This window comes from Streptomyces soli (assembly GCF_003999195.1).
GTDB lineage: Bacteria > Actinomycetota > Actinomycetes > Streptomycetales > Streptomycetaceae > Actinacidiphila > Actinacidiphila soli.
Window position 1 is genome coordinate 1 of record NZ_RJVR01000336.1, and the last position, 16,076, is coordinate 16,076.

General features: G+C 71.3%; 17 protein-coding genes and 1 pseudogene. 7 read left to right on the forward strand and 11 right to left on the reverse strand.

The features are described from left to right. The 5 genes from EFK10_RS40570 to EFK10_RS40590 form a co-directional block, all read right to left on the reverse strand. Nucleotides 1-913, reverse strand: a 913-nt coding sequence (locus EFK10_RS40570) for a glycosyltransferase family 2 protein (protein ID WP_240677779.1), incomplete at its 3' end; no start/stop codon positions are given. Beyond that, nucleotides 910-1,698 (reverse strand): glycosyltransferase family 2 protein, encoded by a 789-nt coding sequence (locus EFK10_RS40575; RefSeq protein ID WP_206305792.1) that lies wholly within the window; start codon nt 1,696-1,698, stop codon nt 910-912. The genes EFK10_RS40570 and EFK10_RS40575, both read right to left, overlap by 4 nt. A gap of 397 nt (nt 1,699-2,095) precedes the next feature. Next, complete coding sequence (locus EFK10_RS40580; protein ID WP_127360710.1) at nt 2,096-3,193, reverse strand: GNAT family N-acetyltransferase; 1,098 nt, start codon at nt 3,191-3,193, stop codon at nt 2,096-2,098. Nucleotides 3,194-3,195: 2 nt separating this feature from the next. Next, complete coding sequence (locus tag EFK10_RS40585; protein ID WP_206305793.1) at nt 3,196-3,633, reverse strand: hypothetical protein; 438 nt, start codon at nt 3,631-3,633, stop codon at nt 3,196-3,198. Nucleotides 3,634-3,771: 138 nt separating this feature from the next. Beyond that, the gene (locus EFK10_RS40590) at nt 3,772-4,983 is read right to left on the reverse strand and encodes a S8 family peptidase (RefSeq protein ID WP_127360664.1); all 1,212 of its coding nucleotides are present in this window, start codon (nt 4,981-4,983) and stop codon (nt 3,772-3,774) included. Between the two features lie 311 nt (nt 4,984-5,294). Between EFK10_RS40590 and EFK10_RS40595 the strand changes: the two genes are divergently transcribed. Both EFK10_RS40595 and EFK10_RS40600 read left to right on the forward strand, forming a co-directional pair. Then, nucleotides 5,295-6,086, forward strand: a complete 792-nt coding sequence (locus tag EFK10_RS40595) for an SGNH/GDSL hydrolase family protein (RefSeq protein ID WP_127360665.1) — start codon at nt 5,295-5,297, stop codon at nt 6,084-6,086. A gap of 144 nt (nt 6,087-6,230) precedes the next feature. Further along, a complete protein-coding gene (locus EFK10_RS40600) occupies nt 6,231-7,379 on the forward strand; it encodes a type ISP restriction/modification enzyme (protein WP_127360666.1) in 1,149 nt (382 codons plus the stop codon). 132 nt (nt 7,380-7,511) lie between these two features. Here the strand turns inward: EFK10_RS40600 and EFK10_RS40605 are convergent, their stop codons facing one another. The 3 genes from EFK10_RS40605 to EFK10_RS40615 form a co-directional block, all read right to left on the reverse strand. After that, entirely contained in the window at nt 7,512-7,784 is a 273-nt protein-coding gene (locus EFK10_RS40605; protein ID WP_127360667.1) for a DUF1905 domain-containing protein, read from the reverse strand. 78 nt (nt 7,785-7,862) lie between these two features. Continuing rightward, nucleotides 7,863-8,189 (reverse strand): ADP-ribosylglycohydrolase family protein, encoded by a 327-nt coding sequence (locus EFK10_RS40610; RefSeq protein WP_407647239.1) that lies wholly within the window; start codon nt 8,187-8,189, stop codon nt 7,863-7,865. 84 nt (nt 8,190-8,273) lie between these two features. Further along, nucleotides 8,274-8,993 carry a TetR/AcrR family transcriptional regulator gene (locus EFK10_RS40615; RefSeq protein WP_127360668.1) on the reverse strand — a complete coding sequence of 240 codons (720 nt, stop codon included), beginning with the start codon at nt 8,991-8,993 and terminating at the stop codon, nt 8,274-8,276. Nucleotides 8,994-9,056: 63 nt separating this feature from the next. On the opposite strand from EFK10_RS40615, the gene EFK10_RS40620 reads away from it, so the two are divergent. Beyond that, entirely contained in the window at nt 9,057-10,007 is a 951-nt protein-coding gene (locus tag EFK10_RS40620) for an ATP-binding cassette domain-containing protein (RefSeq protein WP_127360669.1), read from the forward strand. A gap of 77 nt (nt 10,008-10,084) precedes the next feature. Further along, entirely contained in the window at nt 10,085-10,843 is a 759-nt protein-coding gene (locus EFK10_RS40625; protein WP_407647241.1) for an ABC transporter permease, read from the forward strand. Between the two features lie 91 nt (nt 10,844-10,934). On the opposite strand, the gene EFK10_RS40630 is transcribed toward EFK10_RS40625, so the two are convergent. Then, a complete protein-coding gene (locus EFK10_RS40630) occupies nt 10,935-11,198 on the reverse strand; it encodes a hypothetical protein (protein ID WP_127360671.1) in 264 nt (87 codons plus the stop codon). Nucleotides 11,199-11,337: 139 nt separating this feature from the next. Next, nucleotides 11,338-11,814, reverse strand: a pseudogene (locus tag EFK10_RS40635) (anti-sigma factor); the annotation flags it as partial. On the opposite strand from EFK10_RS40635, the gene EFK10_RS40640 reads away from it, so the two are divergent. Next, nucleotides 11,808-12,047, forward strand: a complete 240-nt coding sequence (locus tag EFK10_RS40640) for a hypothetical protein (RefSeq protein ID WP_206305794.1) — start codon at nt 11,808-11,810, stop codon at nt 12,045-12,047. The pseudogene EFK10_RS40635 and the gene EFK10_RS40640 sit on opposite strands and share 7 nt — an antisense overlap. A 79-nt stretch (nt 12,048-12,126) precedes the next feature. Further along, entirely contained in the window at nt 12,127-13,635 is a 1,509-nt protein-coding gene (locus EFK10_RS40645) for a serine/threonine-protein kinase (RefSeq protein WP_240677780.1), read from the forward strand. Nucleotides 13,636-13,976: 341 nt separating this feature from the next. Here EFK10_RS40645 and hmgA read toward each other — a convergent pair whose 3' ends face one another. Then, entirely contained in the window at nt 13,977-15,281 is a 1,305-nt protein-coding gene (gene hmgA, locus EFK10_RS40650) for a homogentisate 1,2-dioxygenase (RefSeq protein ID WP_127360673.1), read from the reverse strand. 139 nt (nt 15,282-15,420) lie between these two features. Here hmgA and EFK10_RS40655 point away from each other — a divergent pair, with 139 nt between their 5' ends. Continuing rightward, on the forward strand, nt 15,421-16,071 hold the full coding sequence (locus EFK10_RS40655) for a TetR/AcrR family transcriptional regulator (RefSeq protein WP_127360712.1): 651 nt from the start codon (nt 15,421-15,423) through the stop codon (nt 16,069-16,071). Nucleotides 16,072-16,076 lie beyond the last annotated feature (5 nt).

A 16,076-nucleotide genomic window follows, 5' to 3' on the forward strand; every position in this document is an offset into this window, starting at 1 on the left:
CGGTCACCGCCGCGCCCGCGGCGATCGCGCCGGCGCGGGCCGCGCCGCCGGGGCGGCCAAGAAGGGCGTCCGACAAGCCGCGCGCGGCACCGCGCGGAAGGACTCGCGCCGCGTAAGCGCGCTCGGTCTCCAGGCCGGCGTCCGTGCCGACGCTCCGGGTCACGAGGGCCTTGGACAGCCCCTCCGCATAACAGCGAGCGCGGAAGTAGGAGAAGCGCTCGCGGGGTGCGGGGACGCGGTGCCAGATGACGGCGCGGTTGTCGATGAGGAGGAGGGCGCCGGGCTTGGCCTGGGTGAGGCGGATGCAGAGCTCGGTTTCCTCGCAGCCGAGGGGGCGGCGGTCGCCGTCGCGGCCGATGCCGGTGGCGAAGCCGCCGGCGATGTCGAAGGCGACGCGGCGGAAGGAGGCGTTGCCGCCGAGGACGTTGCGCACCTGCGCACGCCCCGCCGGCTGGCCGCGGTAGGAGGCGCCGACGACCCAGTCGAACTCCTCGGGGAACCAGAGGGGTCGGCGGCCGGAGGCCCAGATGGGGCGGGTGCGGCCGCCGACGGCGAAGACGAGGGGGTCGGAGTAGGCGTCGGCGAACCAGTGGAGCCAGTCGCGTTCGGCGACGGCGTCGTCGTCGAGGAAGGCAACGATGTCACCTTCGCAGGCGGCGATGCCGGTGTTGCGCCCGGCGGAGAGCCCGCGCGGTCCGGCGTTGGCCAGGACGCGCACGAAGGGCTCGGCCGCGTACAGCTCCGAAAGCCGGTGCAGCAGCCCAGGATTGTGGTCCACCACGAGCAGAATCTCCCGCGCCGGCAGGCTCTGCGCCCGCACCGAGGCGACCGCGGCGAGGATGTCGCCCCAGCGGTCCTCGGTGTAGACGCAGATGATCACCGAGAAGGAGGGGCGCTCCGCGCTCGCGCTCACCGCGCTTCCTTGCGGTGCTCGCGCCGCCGCTCGCGCCGTTCGTGAACGATCACGCGCAGCACCCGCAGACCGTCACGGACGGCCCGCAGATTGCTGACGCCGTGGATCCGTACGTACTCGTGGCTCGGTATCTCCTGCACCCGTAGGCCGGCCTTGACGACTCTGATGTTCATCAGGGTCTCGACCTCGAAACCGGTGCAGTCCAGGGTGATCTTGTCCAGGCAGTGTCTCCAGAAGGCGTTGTACCCGTAGCAGAGATCGGTGTAGCGGGCTCCGAACTTGGCGTTGACCACCGCGCAGAGCACGTGGTTGCCGAGCCTTCGGATCGGTGTCATGTCGTCTGTGCCACCGCCGTTGGCGAAGCGCGAGCCCTTGGCGAAGTCGGCGCCTCCGACCAGGGCCGACACGTAGGAGACGATCTCGCTGCCGTCAGCAGATCCGTCCGCGTCGACCATGACGATGATCTCGCCCGTGCAGGCGGCGAAACCGCTGATGAGCGCGTCGCCCTTGCCCTTTCCGGTCTGTGCGACGACCCGCACGTCCGGCCTCAGCTCGCGTGCGACCTTCACCGTGTCGTCCGTGGAGTGCCCGTCGACCAGGACGACTTCATGGATCCAGGAAGGCAGAGTGGCGAAGACGTGAGGCAGGTTCTCCGCCTCGTTCATCGCCGGGATGACCACGCTGACCAGCGGCGCGATCGCTAAGTGCGAGGAGACCTCGGTGAAATGCAAAGGCAGGACCGATGGAGCCTGCCCGGTGACTACCGGGCGCAAAAAGGAACTCATGAGTCTTTTTTCCCTCTCGTCCGGTGGACCGCCCGCCCCGGGCGGTCCAGTGATGTGTCCGGTTCGAAAGGGGGGTTTCACCTGGCCCTCAGCTGCTTCCGCTCAGGCGGCATCGACAGTTGGCGGGCAAAGTGAGTTGGCATGCGTCTGGGCCGCGCGGCTCGCGACTCGGCACACGTCCCTGTGACCGAGCGCGGCACCCCCCTACCGCGACCCGCGCTGTTCCATCGCGACTGACGAGCCCTCCCCTGAGCCGCTGGCTGTGATGGTCCTATGCGGGTTGATGTACGACAGTATTGATGACGGAGACTCTATGGCAATACCTGCGACATGGTTACCGTTTGACTGAAATTACACCTAACCTGTCGCATTGATCTTCCATATCCGGCAATGTCCGCTATTGCGCGCCGGCGCGCAACCGCCCCACACGCTTGAGCAATCGGTCCGCCGGCTCGCGCAGCCGGGGTCGTGCCGTCACCGCGTTGCGCAGCGCGCGCACCGGCGCACGCCGGGCCCGATGCCCGATCGCGACCGGATGACGGCGGGTCACCCAGCCCTCGGAGACCGTGAGATCGCGGGTCTTGAGCGACTCCTTGTACTCCTTCTCACCGCGCCCGAGGTCCAGATACGCCACGCCCTCGGCTGCCGCCGCCTCCGCCATCCGCAGATGCAGGATCAGCCCCGGCGAGTACTTGGCGTACGCCGGGTCGTACGCCGGGAACCAGCAGGCCAGCACTGACGGCGAACGCATCCCGAAGTGCGCGGCGACCGGCCGCCCGTCCGCGTAGAGCACCGACAGCAGCCCTGAGAAGCCCTCGCCGCGTGAGTGGAAGAGCTGATCGACAAGCTCGACGATCCACGGCCGGGCGAAGCGGTCGGTGCGCCCGGTTCTTCGGTACTGGGCGGATTTCCACCCCATGAGGGTGCGCAGCGCGGCAGGGTCCCGCTCGTCGTGTACGTAGCGCAACCCGCCGAGGTCGCGCGCCAGTTTGCGCTCCTTGGCGAGGGTGGTGCGGACGAACTTGGGGGAGCGGGACCGAATATGGCCGAGATACGTCTCGTAGCCGTGCTCCACATCCATGACGGGTGACGGGAACGAGCCACTGGCGCCCTCCTCGAAGGGCTTCTGGCCGTCCACCAGGTGGTCGAACTCCCATACCGCGAGCCCGCAGGCGCGCAGCAGCTCCCGGGCGTCCCACTGGAAGCCGGGCCGGTGCACCAGCCCCTGGCAGTCCGAGAGGCCGAGGCCCACCGCGCGGCCGACGCCGGCGGCGGTTCGCTGGAAGGGGAAGAAGGCGACCGGCTCGCCCTCCTCGCGCAGTACCGCGATCCGTACCCCGCGGCGGTGCCGGCCCACCGCGAGGGCGAATTCCGGTGCGAGGAAGGGGTTGTCGAGCTGCGGGCTGCCCATGGCGGCGGCCTGCGCCTGCGTTTCCGCCCACGCCGCCCGGTCTGCCGCGGTCAGTTCGCCGGGGCGGTACACCGAGATGTCCACGGTCAAGGAGCCTGCCTTTCCGCGTCACGGCTGCCGTCATGGCTGCCGTCACGGCCGCTGTCATGGCTGCCGTCATGGCTGTACGCCCGCCGCGCGAGCGGGAGCAGGAACAGGGTGGCGCTCACCACCGTGACGACGCCCACCCCGCCGCGTACCGACCACATGTGCAGGGCCAGCATCCCCTGGGAGACCAGGAGCTCCACCACGACCGCACCGGCGGCCGCGATCACCGCCCGGCTCAGCGGGTCGAGGTTGCGCAGAGCGGCGGCGAGCGCGGCCCCCGGCGCGACCAGCAGGAAGAACAGGGTGAACGGGGCCCGTATCGGTGAACCGATGTCCGCCAGGGCGAGCACCGCGCCGATGCCTCCCACCCCGACGGCGGCGCCTGCGAGCAGCGGGAGTGATTCCTTGCCGAGCGTCTGTTTGCGCGTTGGTTGCATTGGCGACTTTGCCCCCCAAAAACGCCGGATGCAGGGCTTCAATGTCGCGCAGCCCGGCGGGCGCGTCAAGAAAACGGCCAGGAAGCAGCCGGCGGCCGCCGCCCCGAGGGGGCGACGGCCGCCGGTCTTCGCCCGCGGTTACGAGATGAGCTGGAGTAGCTTGTTCGGCGAACCGGTACCGACGCTGGTCAGCTTGTTCGACGCGGCACCGGCGACCAGGGCGCTGGCGACGGTGGCCGGGGTGGCACTGGTGTGGCCGGCCAGGTAGACGGCCGCGGCACCGGCGACATGGGGGGTGGCCATCGACGTACCCGAGAGGGTCGCGGTGGCCGTGTCGCTGGTGTTGTAGCCCGCCACGATCGACGAGCCCGGGGCAAAGATGTCCACGGTCGAGCCGTAGTTGGAGTAGCTGGCCTTCGCGTCCGCGCTGGTGGTCGCGCCGACGGTGATCGCGGTGGCGACGCGGGCGGGGGAGTAGCCCGACGCGTTGGCCGACGAGTTGCCGGCCGCGACCGCGTAGGTCACGCCCGAGGAGATCGACTTGGCCACCGCGTTGTCGAGCGAGGTGCTGGCGCCGCCGCCCAGCGACATGTTGGCGACGGCCGGGCTGGTGTGGTTGCTGGTCACCCAGTCGATGCCGGCGACCACACCGGTGGTGGTGCCGGAGCCGTTGTTGTCGAGCACCCGGACGGCGACGATCTTGGCCGACTTGGCGACACCGTAGGTCGAGCCGGCGATGGTCGTGGCGACGTGCGTGCCGTGGCCGTTGCCGTCCTGCGCGGTGCTGTCGTTGTCGACGAAGTCGTAGCCGTACGAGGCGCGGCCACTGATCTGGGTGTGGGTGATCCGCACGCCGGTGTCGATGACGTAGACCGTCACGCCACTGCCCGCGGTGTTCGGGTAGGTGTAGGTGCCGCTCAGCGGCAGGCTCGCCTGGTCGATCCGGTCCAGGCCCCACGGGGCGCTCGACTGGGTCGCGTCGGCGTGGACGACCTGGTCCTGCTCGACGTAGGCGACGGACGGGTCGGCGGCCAGTCGCTTCGCCTCGGTGGCGGTGAGCTTGGCCGAGTAGCCGTTCAGCGCGGTCCTGAAGGTCTTCTTGACCGTGCCGCCGTAGCCGGATATCAGGCTCTTGCCCTGCGTGGACGCGGACTTGATGCCGGCCGAGTTCTTGAGCGTGACGATGTAGCTGCCCTTGATCGCGTCGGGCGAGTCGGCGTGCAGGATTCTGCCCTCCGCCGGGGCGGCGGCGTGGGCGGGGAGTGCGGTTCCGGCGCCGAGTGCGGTGGCGGCCGCAGTAGCGGCGAACACTGCGGCGATCCGCCGCTTGGTGGTACGCATCACTGCCATCGCGAGGGAGTCCTCCTCGATCGGTGGCGCGCTGTGGTGGTGCGTGCGCGCTCTTGTGGGGGGTGCGGTGCGCGGTACGCGGGGTCGCGGACCTGACCGAGAGTCAGGATTGGGTAGTCCCGGTCTCTTGTCTTGCTAAAGATTCACCGAACTACGCCCGTAGAACAAGGGTGTTGAGCGGATGTCATAGCCCTGTCATGCGACTGCAATCTCAGGCATGCCCATGTCAGGAAATTCTGGCATGAACACTTCCCCGACGGGTTACCGCTTGGTACGACAGATGCGGCAGGGATCCTGGTAAGGGAGGTTTCATGAGACTGTCCCGATTCCTGGCGGCTGCATCCGCGCTGCTCCTTACTGCCGCCCTCGCCCTGTTCGGTGCGGGTTCGGCACACGCCGCAGGCCCTGTATACGTGGCCCTCGGCGACTCCTACTCCTCCGGCGTCGGCGCCGGCAACTACGACAGCGCCAGCGGAAGCTGCTACCGCAGCAGCAAGGCGTACCCCGCGCTCTGGGCCGCCGCGCATACTCCGTCCGGGTTCTCTTTCAGGGCCTGTTCCGGCGCGAAGACCACTGACGTGATCAATAGTCAGCTGGGCCCGCTCAGCTCCGCCACGACCCTCGTCAGCATCAGCATCGGCGGCAATGACGCGGGCTACTCGGACGTCATGTCCACCTGCGTCCTGTACTCCGACTCCACCTGCCGCAGCCGGATCAACACCGCCCGGGCCTACGCCACCAACACCCTCCCCGGGCAGTTGGACGCGGTCTACGACGCCATCACCGCCAAGGCGCCGTCCGCCCGCGTCGTGGTGCTCGGGTACCCCCGCTTCTACAGGCTCGGCACGACCTGCATCGGCCTGAGCGAGACCAAGCGGTCCGCCATCAACTCCGCCTCCGACCTCCTGAACGACATCACGGCCAAGCGTGCCGCCGACCACGGCTTCACCTTCGCCGACGTCCGCTCAACCTTCACCGGGCACGAACTCTGCTCCGACTCCGCCTGGCTGCACAGCCTCACCTATCCCGTCTACGAGTCCTACCACCCCACCGCCTCCGGCCAGTCCGGTGGCTATCTTCCCGCGTTCGCGGCAGTGGCGTAGGGCTTGGGCCCAGGTACGGCCCCCGGTCCGTCCGAGGTCCGTCCCGGGTCGGCCCCTGGCCCGCCTCCTGGTCCGCCTCAGCTCCGTTCTGGTTCCGTTCCGGACCCGCCGCCCCCCGGCCCGTGCCGGGGGCCGGCGGCTAGCATGCGAGTGGTGGGGACATCGCTGACGTTGGCCGAGATCATGCCGTGGGCGGTCGCACCGCTGCGGCTGGGGCGCGGTTGGGTGGTGGCGGCCGAAGCGGCCACCCTGCGGGCCCGCTGGGACCGGTTGGTCAAGACGGAACCGGCCGAGCGTGACGTGCTGTTCCAGGTCACCAGGTCGCGGAGCCCGCGGTCAGCGGCGCCGCAGCTGCCCGGGCACCCCGCCCCTGGCGGGCGGCTGGCCCGGGAGAACGGGCCCTGCCCCGAGCCCGTCCAGGTCATGTACGAGCCCTTCGACCGACAGTGGCTGATACCGGACAACCGCGTGATCGACGCGGCCCGGCCGGAGTTGTGGCGGGTCGCCGACACCATGCACCAGCTGTACGCCGTGGAAGCGGCCGAGGGCCCGCCCGCGTACTCCGCGCTCCTCCCGGCTGGGCGCCAGGGCCGTATCCGCCCCCTCTACCGCCGTCCCGGCGGCCTCGACCCCAACATCGCCCCCGGCCTCCTCTGCCACCTCGCCGGCCGCCTCGGCCTTCCGGTCACGCCGGAGGACGTACTCGCCTGGACGGCCGCCGCCGCGGCCCCCGAGGTCACCCTCACCGCGTCGTCCGAGCTCTGGGCGGAGGGCGTTTCGCTGGGCCGCGAGATCGTGTGGCTGCACACCTACGGCGCAAGGTTCGGGACGGGCGGCGGCCGGCCGCGCATGCCGGGCGGACGGCGGCCCTACGTTCGGGCGGGGATCCCCCACATACCCGACGCCGCGACCTACGACCCCGCCGAGCAGGCGCTCCGTCTCGGTGCGGGGCTGGTGTCCCCGGTCCCGCCCGCGGCCTGGGAGCACGTCGAGCCCTGGTGCGAGCGCCGCACGTCCCCCGGGGAGCCTGGCACGCTCGAGGCCGTCCGCCCCCTGGCCTGGCCCCGCTCCCGTACGTCCGAGCTGCTTGAACTGGTCACCGTGTGCGCCCTGTTGGCGGATCTGGAACCGCGTCGTGCGGAGCTTGCCGCTCGGGTCGAGGCGGCGGAGCGGATTGGCGCGGAGGAACTGCGGGGCGCCGGCGTGCTTCCGGTTCCGGACGCTGCGCGGCGGCCGGCTTCGGTACTGGACCACCACGAGGAGGGACCGGACGGGCAGTTCGCCCTGCTTTGACGTGGGGCGGGTGCGCGTTGTGTTCGTGGTTGGGTCGGGGCCGCCGCCGCGCCGTACGCCGGTTCTCGGCGCTTGCGGGCGGCACCCCGACACCGTCCCCTTCGGCCGGTTCGGCGACTGACGGTCCGCTCCTTATTCGTCCACCCGCTCCTCCAGGTGGACGGTCACGGTGTCTCCCTCCCCCTTGCCGATCGCCTTGCGTACGTCCGCCTTCACCGGCAGCTTGTGTGTGCCGTCCCCCAGGGCCATGAACGAGCTCCGGAACGGATGACCGTCGATCGTGCCCCGGACCTTGACCAGGCCGCGAGTGCCGAAGAACTCGGCAGCCTCGGGCCAGACGAGGTAGGTCCAGCCGCCCTTGTTCGGGCTCTTCTGCAGCGTCGCGGTGAACTGCCTGTCCAGCATGGTTGCCCTCTTTTCTCCTGGTGAGAGGTAAGACGGAGGCTGGCGGGGAAACTCATCGCCGGGTCGGGCGGGTTCTGCTCAGTGCCCCACTGCGGCACCCTCCCAGCGGCTCCAGGCGGGGATGGTTTCGCGAGCCTGCCGCCAGGCAGCCGGGACGCCACCCGTGCCGACACGGGCCGCGACGATGCCCCCGACGATTGCGCAGGTCGTGTCGCGGTCGCCCCACCCGGCGACGGTCTGCCACAAAGCCTCGGGCAGGTCGTTCAGGTGCCCTGCGGCGGACCACAGGGCAAAGGGCACCGTGTCCGGGGCCGAGATCAGGGTCCCGGAGCCCAGCACGGACGCCGCGTGGCGCACCGAGGTGTGCCCGGGGTCCAGGCTGGCGTGGGCGGGTGGACGGCTCATGGCGAGGCTCCTCTGGACAGTCGGCGACCGCGGCATTCTCGCTGGTGGCCGGTTGTCCGCGCGAGTGGATTGCCGGGCGGGCCGCTACGCCCTGGCGAAGCCGTCGAGCACGCGGGTCAGGGCTCGCTCGAAGAATGCGTCGTAGTCGATGGGGCCGGGGTCCTCCATGAAGGCCGCGGCCAGGTGCGGGTAGTCGCCGCCCGCGACGACCTGGCCCAGATAGGCGCCCCGGGCCGCCAGCTCCGCGCCGGGCGGGTAGGGGGACGTACGCTCGCGCTCGGCCATGGCGACCTCGTTGCGCACGTACGTGGTGACGATGCCGTTGAGCATCGCGATGAGTTCCATCTTGGTGCCGTAGGGGACGTCGAGCCCGTCGAGCGCGGCCAGGCCCCACTCCAGGTACCGCAGCACGTTCGGTGTGAAGCCGAAGACGGGCGACATGAGCGCCGGGAGCCATGGATGCCGGTGCATCAGCTCACGCCCCTGCCGGGCCAGCAGGAGCATGTCGGCACGCCAGTCACCGGAGGGCGCCGCGGGCAGGTCGTGTTCGGCGCTGACGGCGTCGACCATCAGCTCGTAGAGGTCCTCCTTGCGCGGCACGTAGTTGTAGAGCGACATCGTGGCGCAGCCGATCTCGGCGGCGACGCGTCGCATGGAGACCGCGTCGATGCCTTCCGCGTCGGCGATCCGCACGGCGGCGGCCGCGATCTCGGCGCGGCTGTGCGTGGGGCGGGGTCCCCGGCCTGCGCGTTCGGGGCGCGCCCAGATCACCTCGGGTCCGGCGGAACGGCCGCTGGCTGACATTGATCATCACCTCGCCCACCATCGTAGTTACGTACGGCGTACGTAGTGCGCTATGGTCATCCCATGACAACTACGTACGCTGTACATAGTGAAGGGCTGGAGAAGCGTTTCGGCGAGGTTCACGCCCTTCGTGGCCTCGACCTCGCCGTCCCCGAGGGCACCATCTGTGCTCTGCTCGGCCCGAACGGCGCCGGCAAGAGCACCGCCGTGCGCCTCCTGACGACCCTCATCACGCCGGACGGCGGCACCGCGCGCGTCGCGGGTCACGACGTGGCCAAGGACCCGGCGGCGGTGCGTCGGGTGATCGGGGTCACCGGGCAGGACGCGTCGGTGGACGGTGATCTGTCCGGGCGGGAGAATCTGCGGCTGTTCGCCCGGTTGCAGCGCCTGCGGGGGGCGGAGGGGCGGGCCCGCGCGGACGAACTCCTCGCCGAATTCGGCCTGGTGGACGCCGCCGACCGCCCGGTGCGGACGTACTCCGGCGGCATGCGGCGCCGGCTGGACCTCGCCGCGAGCCTGCTCATCCGGCCCCGGGTGCTGTTCCTCGACGAGCCGACGACCGGGCTCGACCCGGCCAGCCGTAACCGGATCTGGGAGGCCGTACGGCGCCTCGCCGACCGGGGCACCACCGTGCTGCTCACCACGCAGTACCTGGAGGAGGCGGACCGCCTGGCCGGCCACGTCGTGCTCATCGACGACGGCCGCGCGAGCGTCACAGGCACTCCGGCCGAGCTGAAGGCCCGGATCGGCCGCTACGCGGAAGCGGTGGTCGCGGAGGACGCGGCGCTGCCGGCCGCCGCCATGGTGCTGGGACAGCTGGCGGGTGCGGAGGCCGTACTCGACCCCGCCCGTCGCGCGGCTGGGGCGGTCACGACCGATCCGACGCTCACTTTGCCCCGCATCGTCCGTGAGCTGGACGCGGCGGGCATCCCGGTGGTGGACGCGACACTGCGGCCGCCGACCCTCGACGAGGTGTTCCTGCGCCTCACGGCACCGAAGGAGCTTGTGGCATGACCATCATCGCGTATGACGAATCAAAAGGGGCGCGCGTAGCGCTCGCTGGAAGGGCGGTGGTGGGAGACGGGTGGGCCATGTTCGGCCGCCATCTGCAGCGTCTGCGGCGCGCGCCAGGCCTGTTCATCCTGACCCAGAGCATGCCGGTGACGATGCTGCTCTTCTTCGGGTACGTCTTCGGCAGTGCCGTCGCCCTCGCGGGCGGGGCGGACTACCGGGCGTATCTCGTGCCGGGGCTGTTGGTCGCCACGGCGGCCAACGGCATCATGGCCGGCATGTTCCAGGCGGCGGCGGACAACCACCGCGGCGTCATGGACCGCTTCCGTACGCTGCCGATGAGCAGGGCCGCGGTCCCGATCGGGCAGGCGGCCTCCGAAGTGGCGCAGGCGGCCATCGGACTGGTCCCGCTGGCGGCGGTCGGCTACGCGGTGGGCTGGCGGATCGAGGGCGGCTTCGGGCCCGCCGTGGGCGCGTTCGGGCTTCTGCTGCTGTTCCGGCTGGCCACGGCCTGGGTGGGGATCTGGCTGGGCCTTGCGGCGAAGAGTGAGGAGGCGGCGGGCCAGTTGGGCGGTGCCACGTTCATGCTGCCGATGCTGTCGGGGGCGTACATCCCGACGGCCGGGATGACCGGCTGGCTGCGTACGGTCGCCGAGTGGAATCCGATCAGCGCGGTGAGCGCGGCCTGCCGTGAGCTGTTCGGCAACGAGACGGCCGTCACGGCGGGTGCGGCGTGGCCGGTGGCGCATCCGGTGGTGGCGTCGGTGGGGTGGTCGTTGCTGCTGATGGCGGTGTGTGTGCCGCTGGCGGTACGTCGTTACGACAAATCGACAAAGTGACAGGTCCGGACGATCGCACTGACGCGCCGAGGGGTGGCACGGCGCGGTGCCGGGACAGTGCGGTCTTCCGGACCCGTCAGGAACCGATGGCTCAGCCGCGGCTGCCGAACAGCGAACGGCGCAGCCGTCGCAACGGTGCGAAGAGCGAGACGCGGGCACCACGGCTGGCCTTGGTGCGCGAGTGGTCGCGAGCGGTCAACTCGCGCATCAGCAGCGTGGCTTCCTCCGTCTCGCGTTGCGGCAGGGCAGGGCCCGCCAGTATCGCGAGATGGCGGTCGACGCGCGCGCTGGACGCGCTGCTTCCGCAGTTGATGGCAGGCACGCGCGGCCTGCTCCGCATTGCTATCTGATCCATGACACTCCCCACCCGTTCGAGGGCACCCGGCACCGGGCAGGGTAACCCTATCGCCTGGCCGCGTCACCCGCGCATCCCCTGCCCCGGATTCACCTCTGAGTCAAGGCCGTTGACGCGACAGTGCCCGTTTCCCACACGGTCAGGGGGAGTTGGGCGACGGGGTTCGTGGTAGCCGCTGAGATCCGCCATCCGGCTCAACAGTCACCGCAAATGCCGTGGAACGGTCATTCAGTGCGGTAGCGACCAGCGGACTGCCGTTCGACGGCGGAAGGCCCACCGATCGAACGGAGGCCGGGTCGCCGCCCATCAGCCACAGCTGATAGACCCGCCCGGCCGGCGCCGACGGCAGCCCGTGGGTGGTCACCACCGCCCGGTGCAGCGAGTTCGACACCACGGCGGTGATGCCGCGGCCCTGGCTGTCGCTGCCGCTCCTGGCCGTGGCGTCGGGGGCGGCGAGCACCTGGTTGACGGCGGCCGTCGCGTCGCGCTCCCGGCCAAGCTGGGCGTCCGTACGTACGAACAGCACGCCCAGGACCACAGCCGCGGCCCGACGGAACGCGGCCGCCACCGCCGTCAGCCGGATCCGGGGCTTGGCCCGCGACCTCGGGCGTGTCGCGGTGGCGGCCGTTCCTGCTGGTGCTGGCGTACGGCGCGGGGCTGGCGCTGACGCTGACGGCGGCGGGCTTCGCCGTCGTACGGCTCGGAAAGCTGGCCGGCCGGGTCAAGGTCCGGCGCGGCGGCCGGCTCCTCGCACTCGCGCACCGCGTGGCACCGGTGGGGACGGCGGTCGTGGTCTTCGCGCTGGGCTGCGGGCTCGTCCTCAGGGGCGCGGCGGCGACGCTGGGTTGAGGGAGATATGTGACTGAAAGGGCCGTTGAGGGGGAAAGTTCGGTCATGCTGGGCGGCGACGCGATGGGGGGTTCGTCTGATGTCGACTCGGATGGTGGCGGGACGCTACCGGCTGCTCGGCGAGTTGGGCCGCGGCGGCATGGGCGTGGTGTGGCGCGCCCGCGACGAGGTGCTGGGCCGCGAGGTCGCCATCAAGGAGGTACGCGCCCCGGACGGCCTCGACGACCACGAAGTCCGCCGCCTCTACGCCCGGCTCGAAGTGGAGGGCCGCGCCGCCGCCCGGGTCGACCACCCCAACGTGATCACCGTCTACGACGTGGCGATGGCCCAGGGCAGCCCCTGGATCGTCATGGAACTCGTGCGCGGTCTCTCCCTCTCCGACATCCTCGACGCGGACGGCGCCCTTACCCCGCGCCGCGCCGCCGAGATCAGCGGCCGCGTGCTCGCCGCGCTGCGCGTCGCCCACGAACGGGGTGTGCTGCACCGCGACGTGAAGCCCGGCAACGTACTCATCGGCAACGACGGCCGCATCGTGCTCACCGACTTCGGAATCGCCGTCATCGAGGGCACCTCGGCCCTCACCCGCACCGGTGAAGTCGTCGGCTCGCCCGAATACCTCGCCCCCGAGCGCGCCCTCGGCCGCCCCACCGGCCCCGAGTCCGACCTCTGGTCCCTCGGCGTGCTGCTGTACGTCGCCGTGGAAGGCGGTTCGCCCTTCCGCCGCGACACCGCCCTCAACACCCTGCGCGCCGTCGTCGACGAACCCCTTCCCGAGCCGCGCCACGCCGGCCCCCTCGCGCCGGTCATCGCGGGCCTGCTCCGCAAGGAGCCGGCCGAGCGGATGACCGGCCCTGACGCCCAGCGCCTCCTCGACGCGGCGGCTGCCGGCCGGCGCTCCTACCCCCCCACTGTGGCCCTGCCGCCGAGCCCGCCCCCGGCGCCGCTGGCCTCCACCACCGTCGCCATGGACGCCGCCGCCCCGCCACGGCCCCGCCGGGCCGCCCTTGCCGTGGCCGCCGGCATCCTCGCCCTCGCCCTTGCCCTCGCCGCCGCCGGCCTCACCTGGGCCCTCCTCCGGGACAACACAAGCGGCGCCTCCTCCGCGAACGCCCCTTCCTCCGCCGCTCCCACCACCAGCGCCCCCACTACTACGAGTCCCACCACCTCTGCCTCACCCCGCACCATCCCACCCCCCGCCCTCCACCTCACCGTCCTCGTCTCCGCCACCCGCGACACCTACACCGGCCCCTGCCCGCCCCCCGACTCAGCCGCCCCCTCCTTCACCGCCGTCATCACCGTCAGCCGCACCCCCGCCACCGTCACCTATCGCTGGCATACCAACCTCTCCACCACCTCCGACCCCGCCTGGAAAACCGCCCATTTCGCCGCCGGCGACCCCACATCCCGCACTATCACCCACACCGAGCTCTCCTCCCCGGCTGACTACAACCCCTCCACGGACTGGATCGCCGTCGACGTCAAGCAACCTCTGACGTTGCAGTCCAACCACGTCCCCTTCACCGTCACTTGCGAGTCCCCGTCCCCCTCCCCCAGCGCGAGCAGCCCGTCCGCCTCGCCAACGGCCTGACTCCTCTTGTTCCGCGTCACCGTTCCGCCCCTGCCGGGTGGTTGGTTGCGGGCCGTTGGCGGCTGCGGGCTCGTGGGGCGGGTTTTTTCCTCCACCCAGCCCCTTCCCGAAAACACAGGGGCGCTGCCCCTGGACCCCGGAGGTGCGTTGTCGGGTGTGGGTCCGTGGTCGGGTTGTGCCAGCCCGTTCCTCCCCCGGACTTCGTCCGGTGGGGGTCCCCCAGCCTTCGGCCGGGGGACCCCCACCCAGCCGCCAGGCTGGGGGAGGACCCCCACCCAAACGAAGGTTTGGGGGAGAGCCCGGTTTCGGGACGGGGCGGGGTGGGGGAGGAACCCCTGCGGTCAGGCGCGGAAGTGCCGCTCCAGGCCGTCCCAGACGGCGTCGTAGCCGGGCTGGAGGTGCGCCGCGCTCATCGCGTAAGCGGTCGGCACGACCGGCCACCGCGTCTCGAACATGAAAGCCAGCCCGTCATCAACCTTCTGCGGACGCAGTTCCGCCGCGCTCGCCCTGTCGAAGGTCGCCCGGTCCGGGCCGTGCGCGGACATCATGTTGTGCAGGGAGGCCCCGCCGGGGACGAAGCCCTCGGCCTTCGCGTCGTACGCGCCCTCGATGAGGCCCATGAACTCGGTCATCACATTCCGGTGGAAGTACGGCGGCCGGAAGGTGTCCTCGCCGACCAGCCAGCGCGGGGCGAAGACGACGAAGTCGGCGTCGGGGGCAGCGAGCACGGTGTAGATGGACGGGTCGGGGTGGTCGTAGCTGACCGTACCGAGGACATTGAAGCGGCGCAGGTCGTAGACGTAAGGCACATGCGTGCCGTGCCAGGCGACGACGTCCAGCGGGGAGTGGTCAAAAGTGGCCGCCCACAGGTTGCCGCCGAACTTGTTGATGACCTCGACCGGCTCGTCCCGGTCCTCGTACGCGGCGACGGGGGCGAGGAAGTCCCGTGGGTTCGCAAGACCGTTGGCGCCGATGGTGCCGAGGTCGGGCAGCCGGAATGGTTGTCCGTAGTTCTCGCAGATGTAGCCGCGGGCGGTGTCCTGGCGGAGCTCGACGCGGAAGCGGAGACCGCGCGGGACGAGGGCGACGTGGCCGGGCTGGACGCCGAGGAGGCCCAGTTCGGTGCGGAGCAGGAGCGCGCCGTGCTCGGGGACGATCAGCAGTTCGCCGTCGGAGGAGGAGAAGACCCGGTCGTCCATGGAGCGGTTGGCGGCGTACCAGTGGATGCCGATGCCCTCGCGGCGCAGGACGTCGCCGTTGCCGCCGACGGTGACCAGGCCGTCGACGAAGTCGGTGCCGGTGTCGGTGCCGGGCAGCGGGAGCGGGCCCCAGCGCAGCCGGTTGGGGTCGGGCTCGGTGTCGCGGAAGGGGGCGCTGCGCAGCTGCCCGTTGGCGGTGCGGAGGAAGGGCGGGTGGGCGGCGGAGGGCCGGATCCGGTAGAGCCAGGTGCGGCGGCCGAGGTGGCGGACCTCGGTGAAGCCGGTGCCGCTGAGCTGCTCGGCGTACAGGCCGAGCGGGGCCCGCTGCGGCGAGTTGCGGCCCACCGGGAGGGCGCCCGGCACGGCCTCGCTGACGTGCTCGTTCCCGAAGCCGGGGGAGTACGCGAGGTCCTTGCTGTCGGTGCCGCTGTCGGTGCCGTCGCTCATCACACGCTCCCGCCGGTCGTGGGGGTCCGTCCCGTTCCAATGGTCGACCATGGGAACGGGCGGGGCGAGGCGTCAAGACCGAGGCCTGCGAATCCAGGAACCGGGAATCCGGGGAAGCCATCGCACCCGGGACGGCATGATGGGGCCCGTGCACGCCGCCTCCGGTCTCCGCCGCGCCCCTGTCCAGCGACGTAGCGCCGAGCGCCTGGGTCGCATCCTCGACGCCGCCGCGACGCTGCTGGACGAGGGCGGTTACGAGGAGCTGAGCACCCGCACCGTCGCCGCCCGCGCGGGTGTCCCGATCGGCTCCGTCTACCGCTTCTTCCCCAACAAGCGCGCCGTGGCCGACGCCCTGGCCCGCCGCAATCTCGACGAGTACGTCATCCGGGTCTCCGCCCGCCTCGCCGAGCCGGCTGCCGACCCCGGCTGGCGGTCCGCGATCGACATCGTCATCGACGAGTACCTGGCCATGAAGCGCACCGTCCCCGGCTTCGCGCTCGTCGACTTCGGCATCCCCGTCCCCGATGCCCGGGGCGCCGCCAACGACCGGGTCGCCGACCGGCTGCGCGCCCTGCTCGCCGTCCACCTCGGCCTGGACCCCGGCGACCGGGGGCTCGCGCTCGTGTTCACCGTCGGCGTCGAGGCCGCCGACGCGCTGCTCCAGCTCGCCTTCCGTACGGACCCGGCCGGTGACCCGCTGGTCGTCGCCGAGACCAAGGCCCTGCTGCACGCCTACCTCGCCCGAACCCTGGACGGCGCCGGGACCGAGGCGGGGACGGCTGACGGCTGACAGCA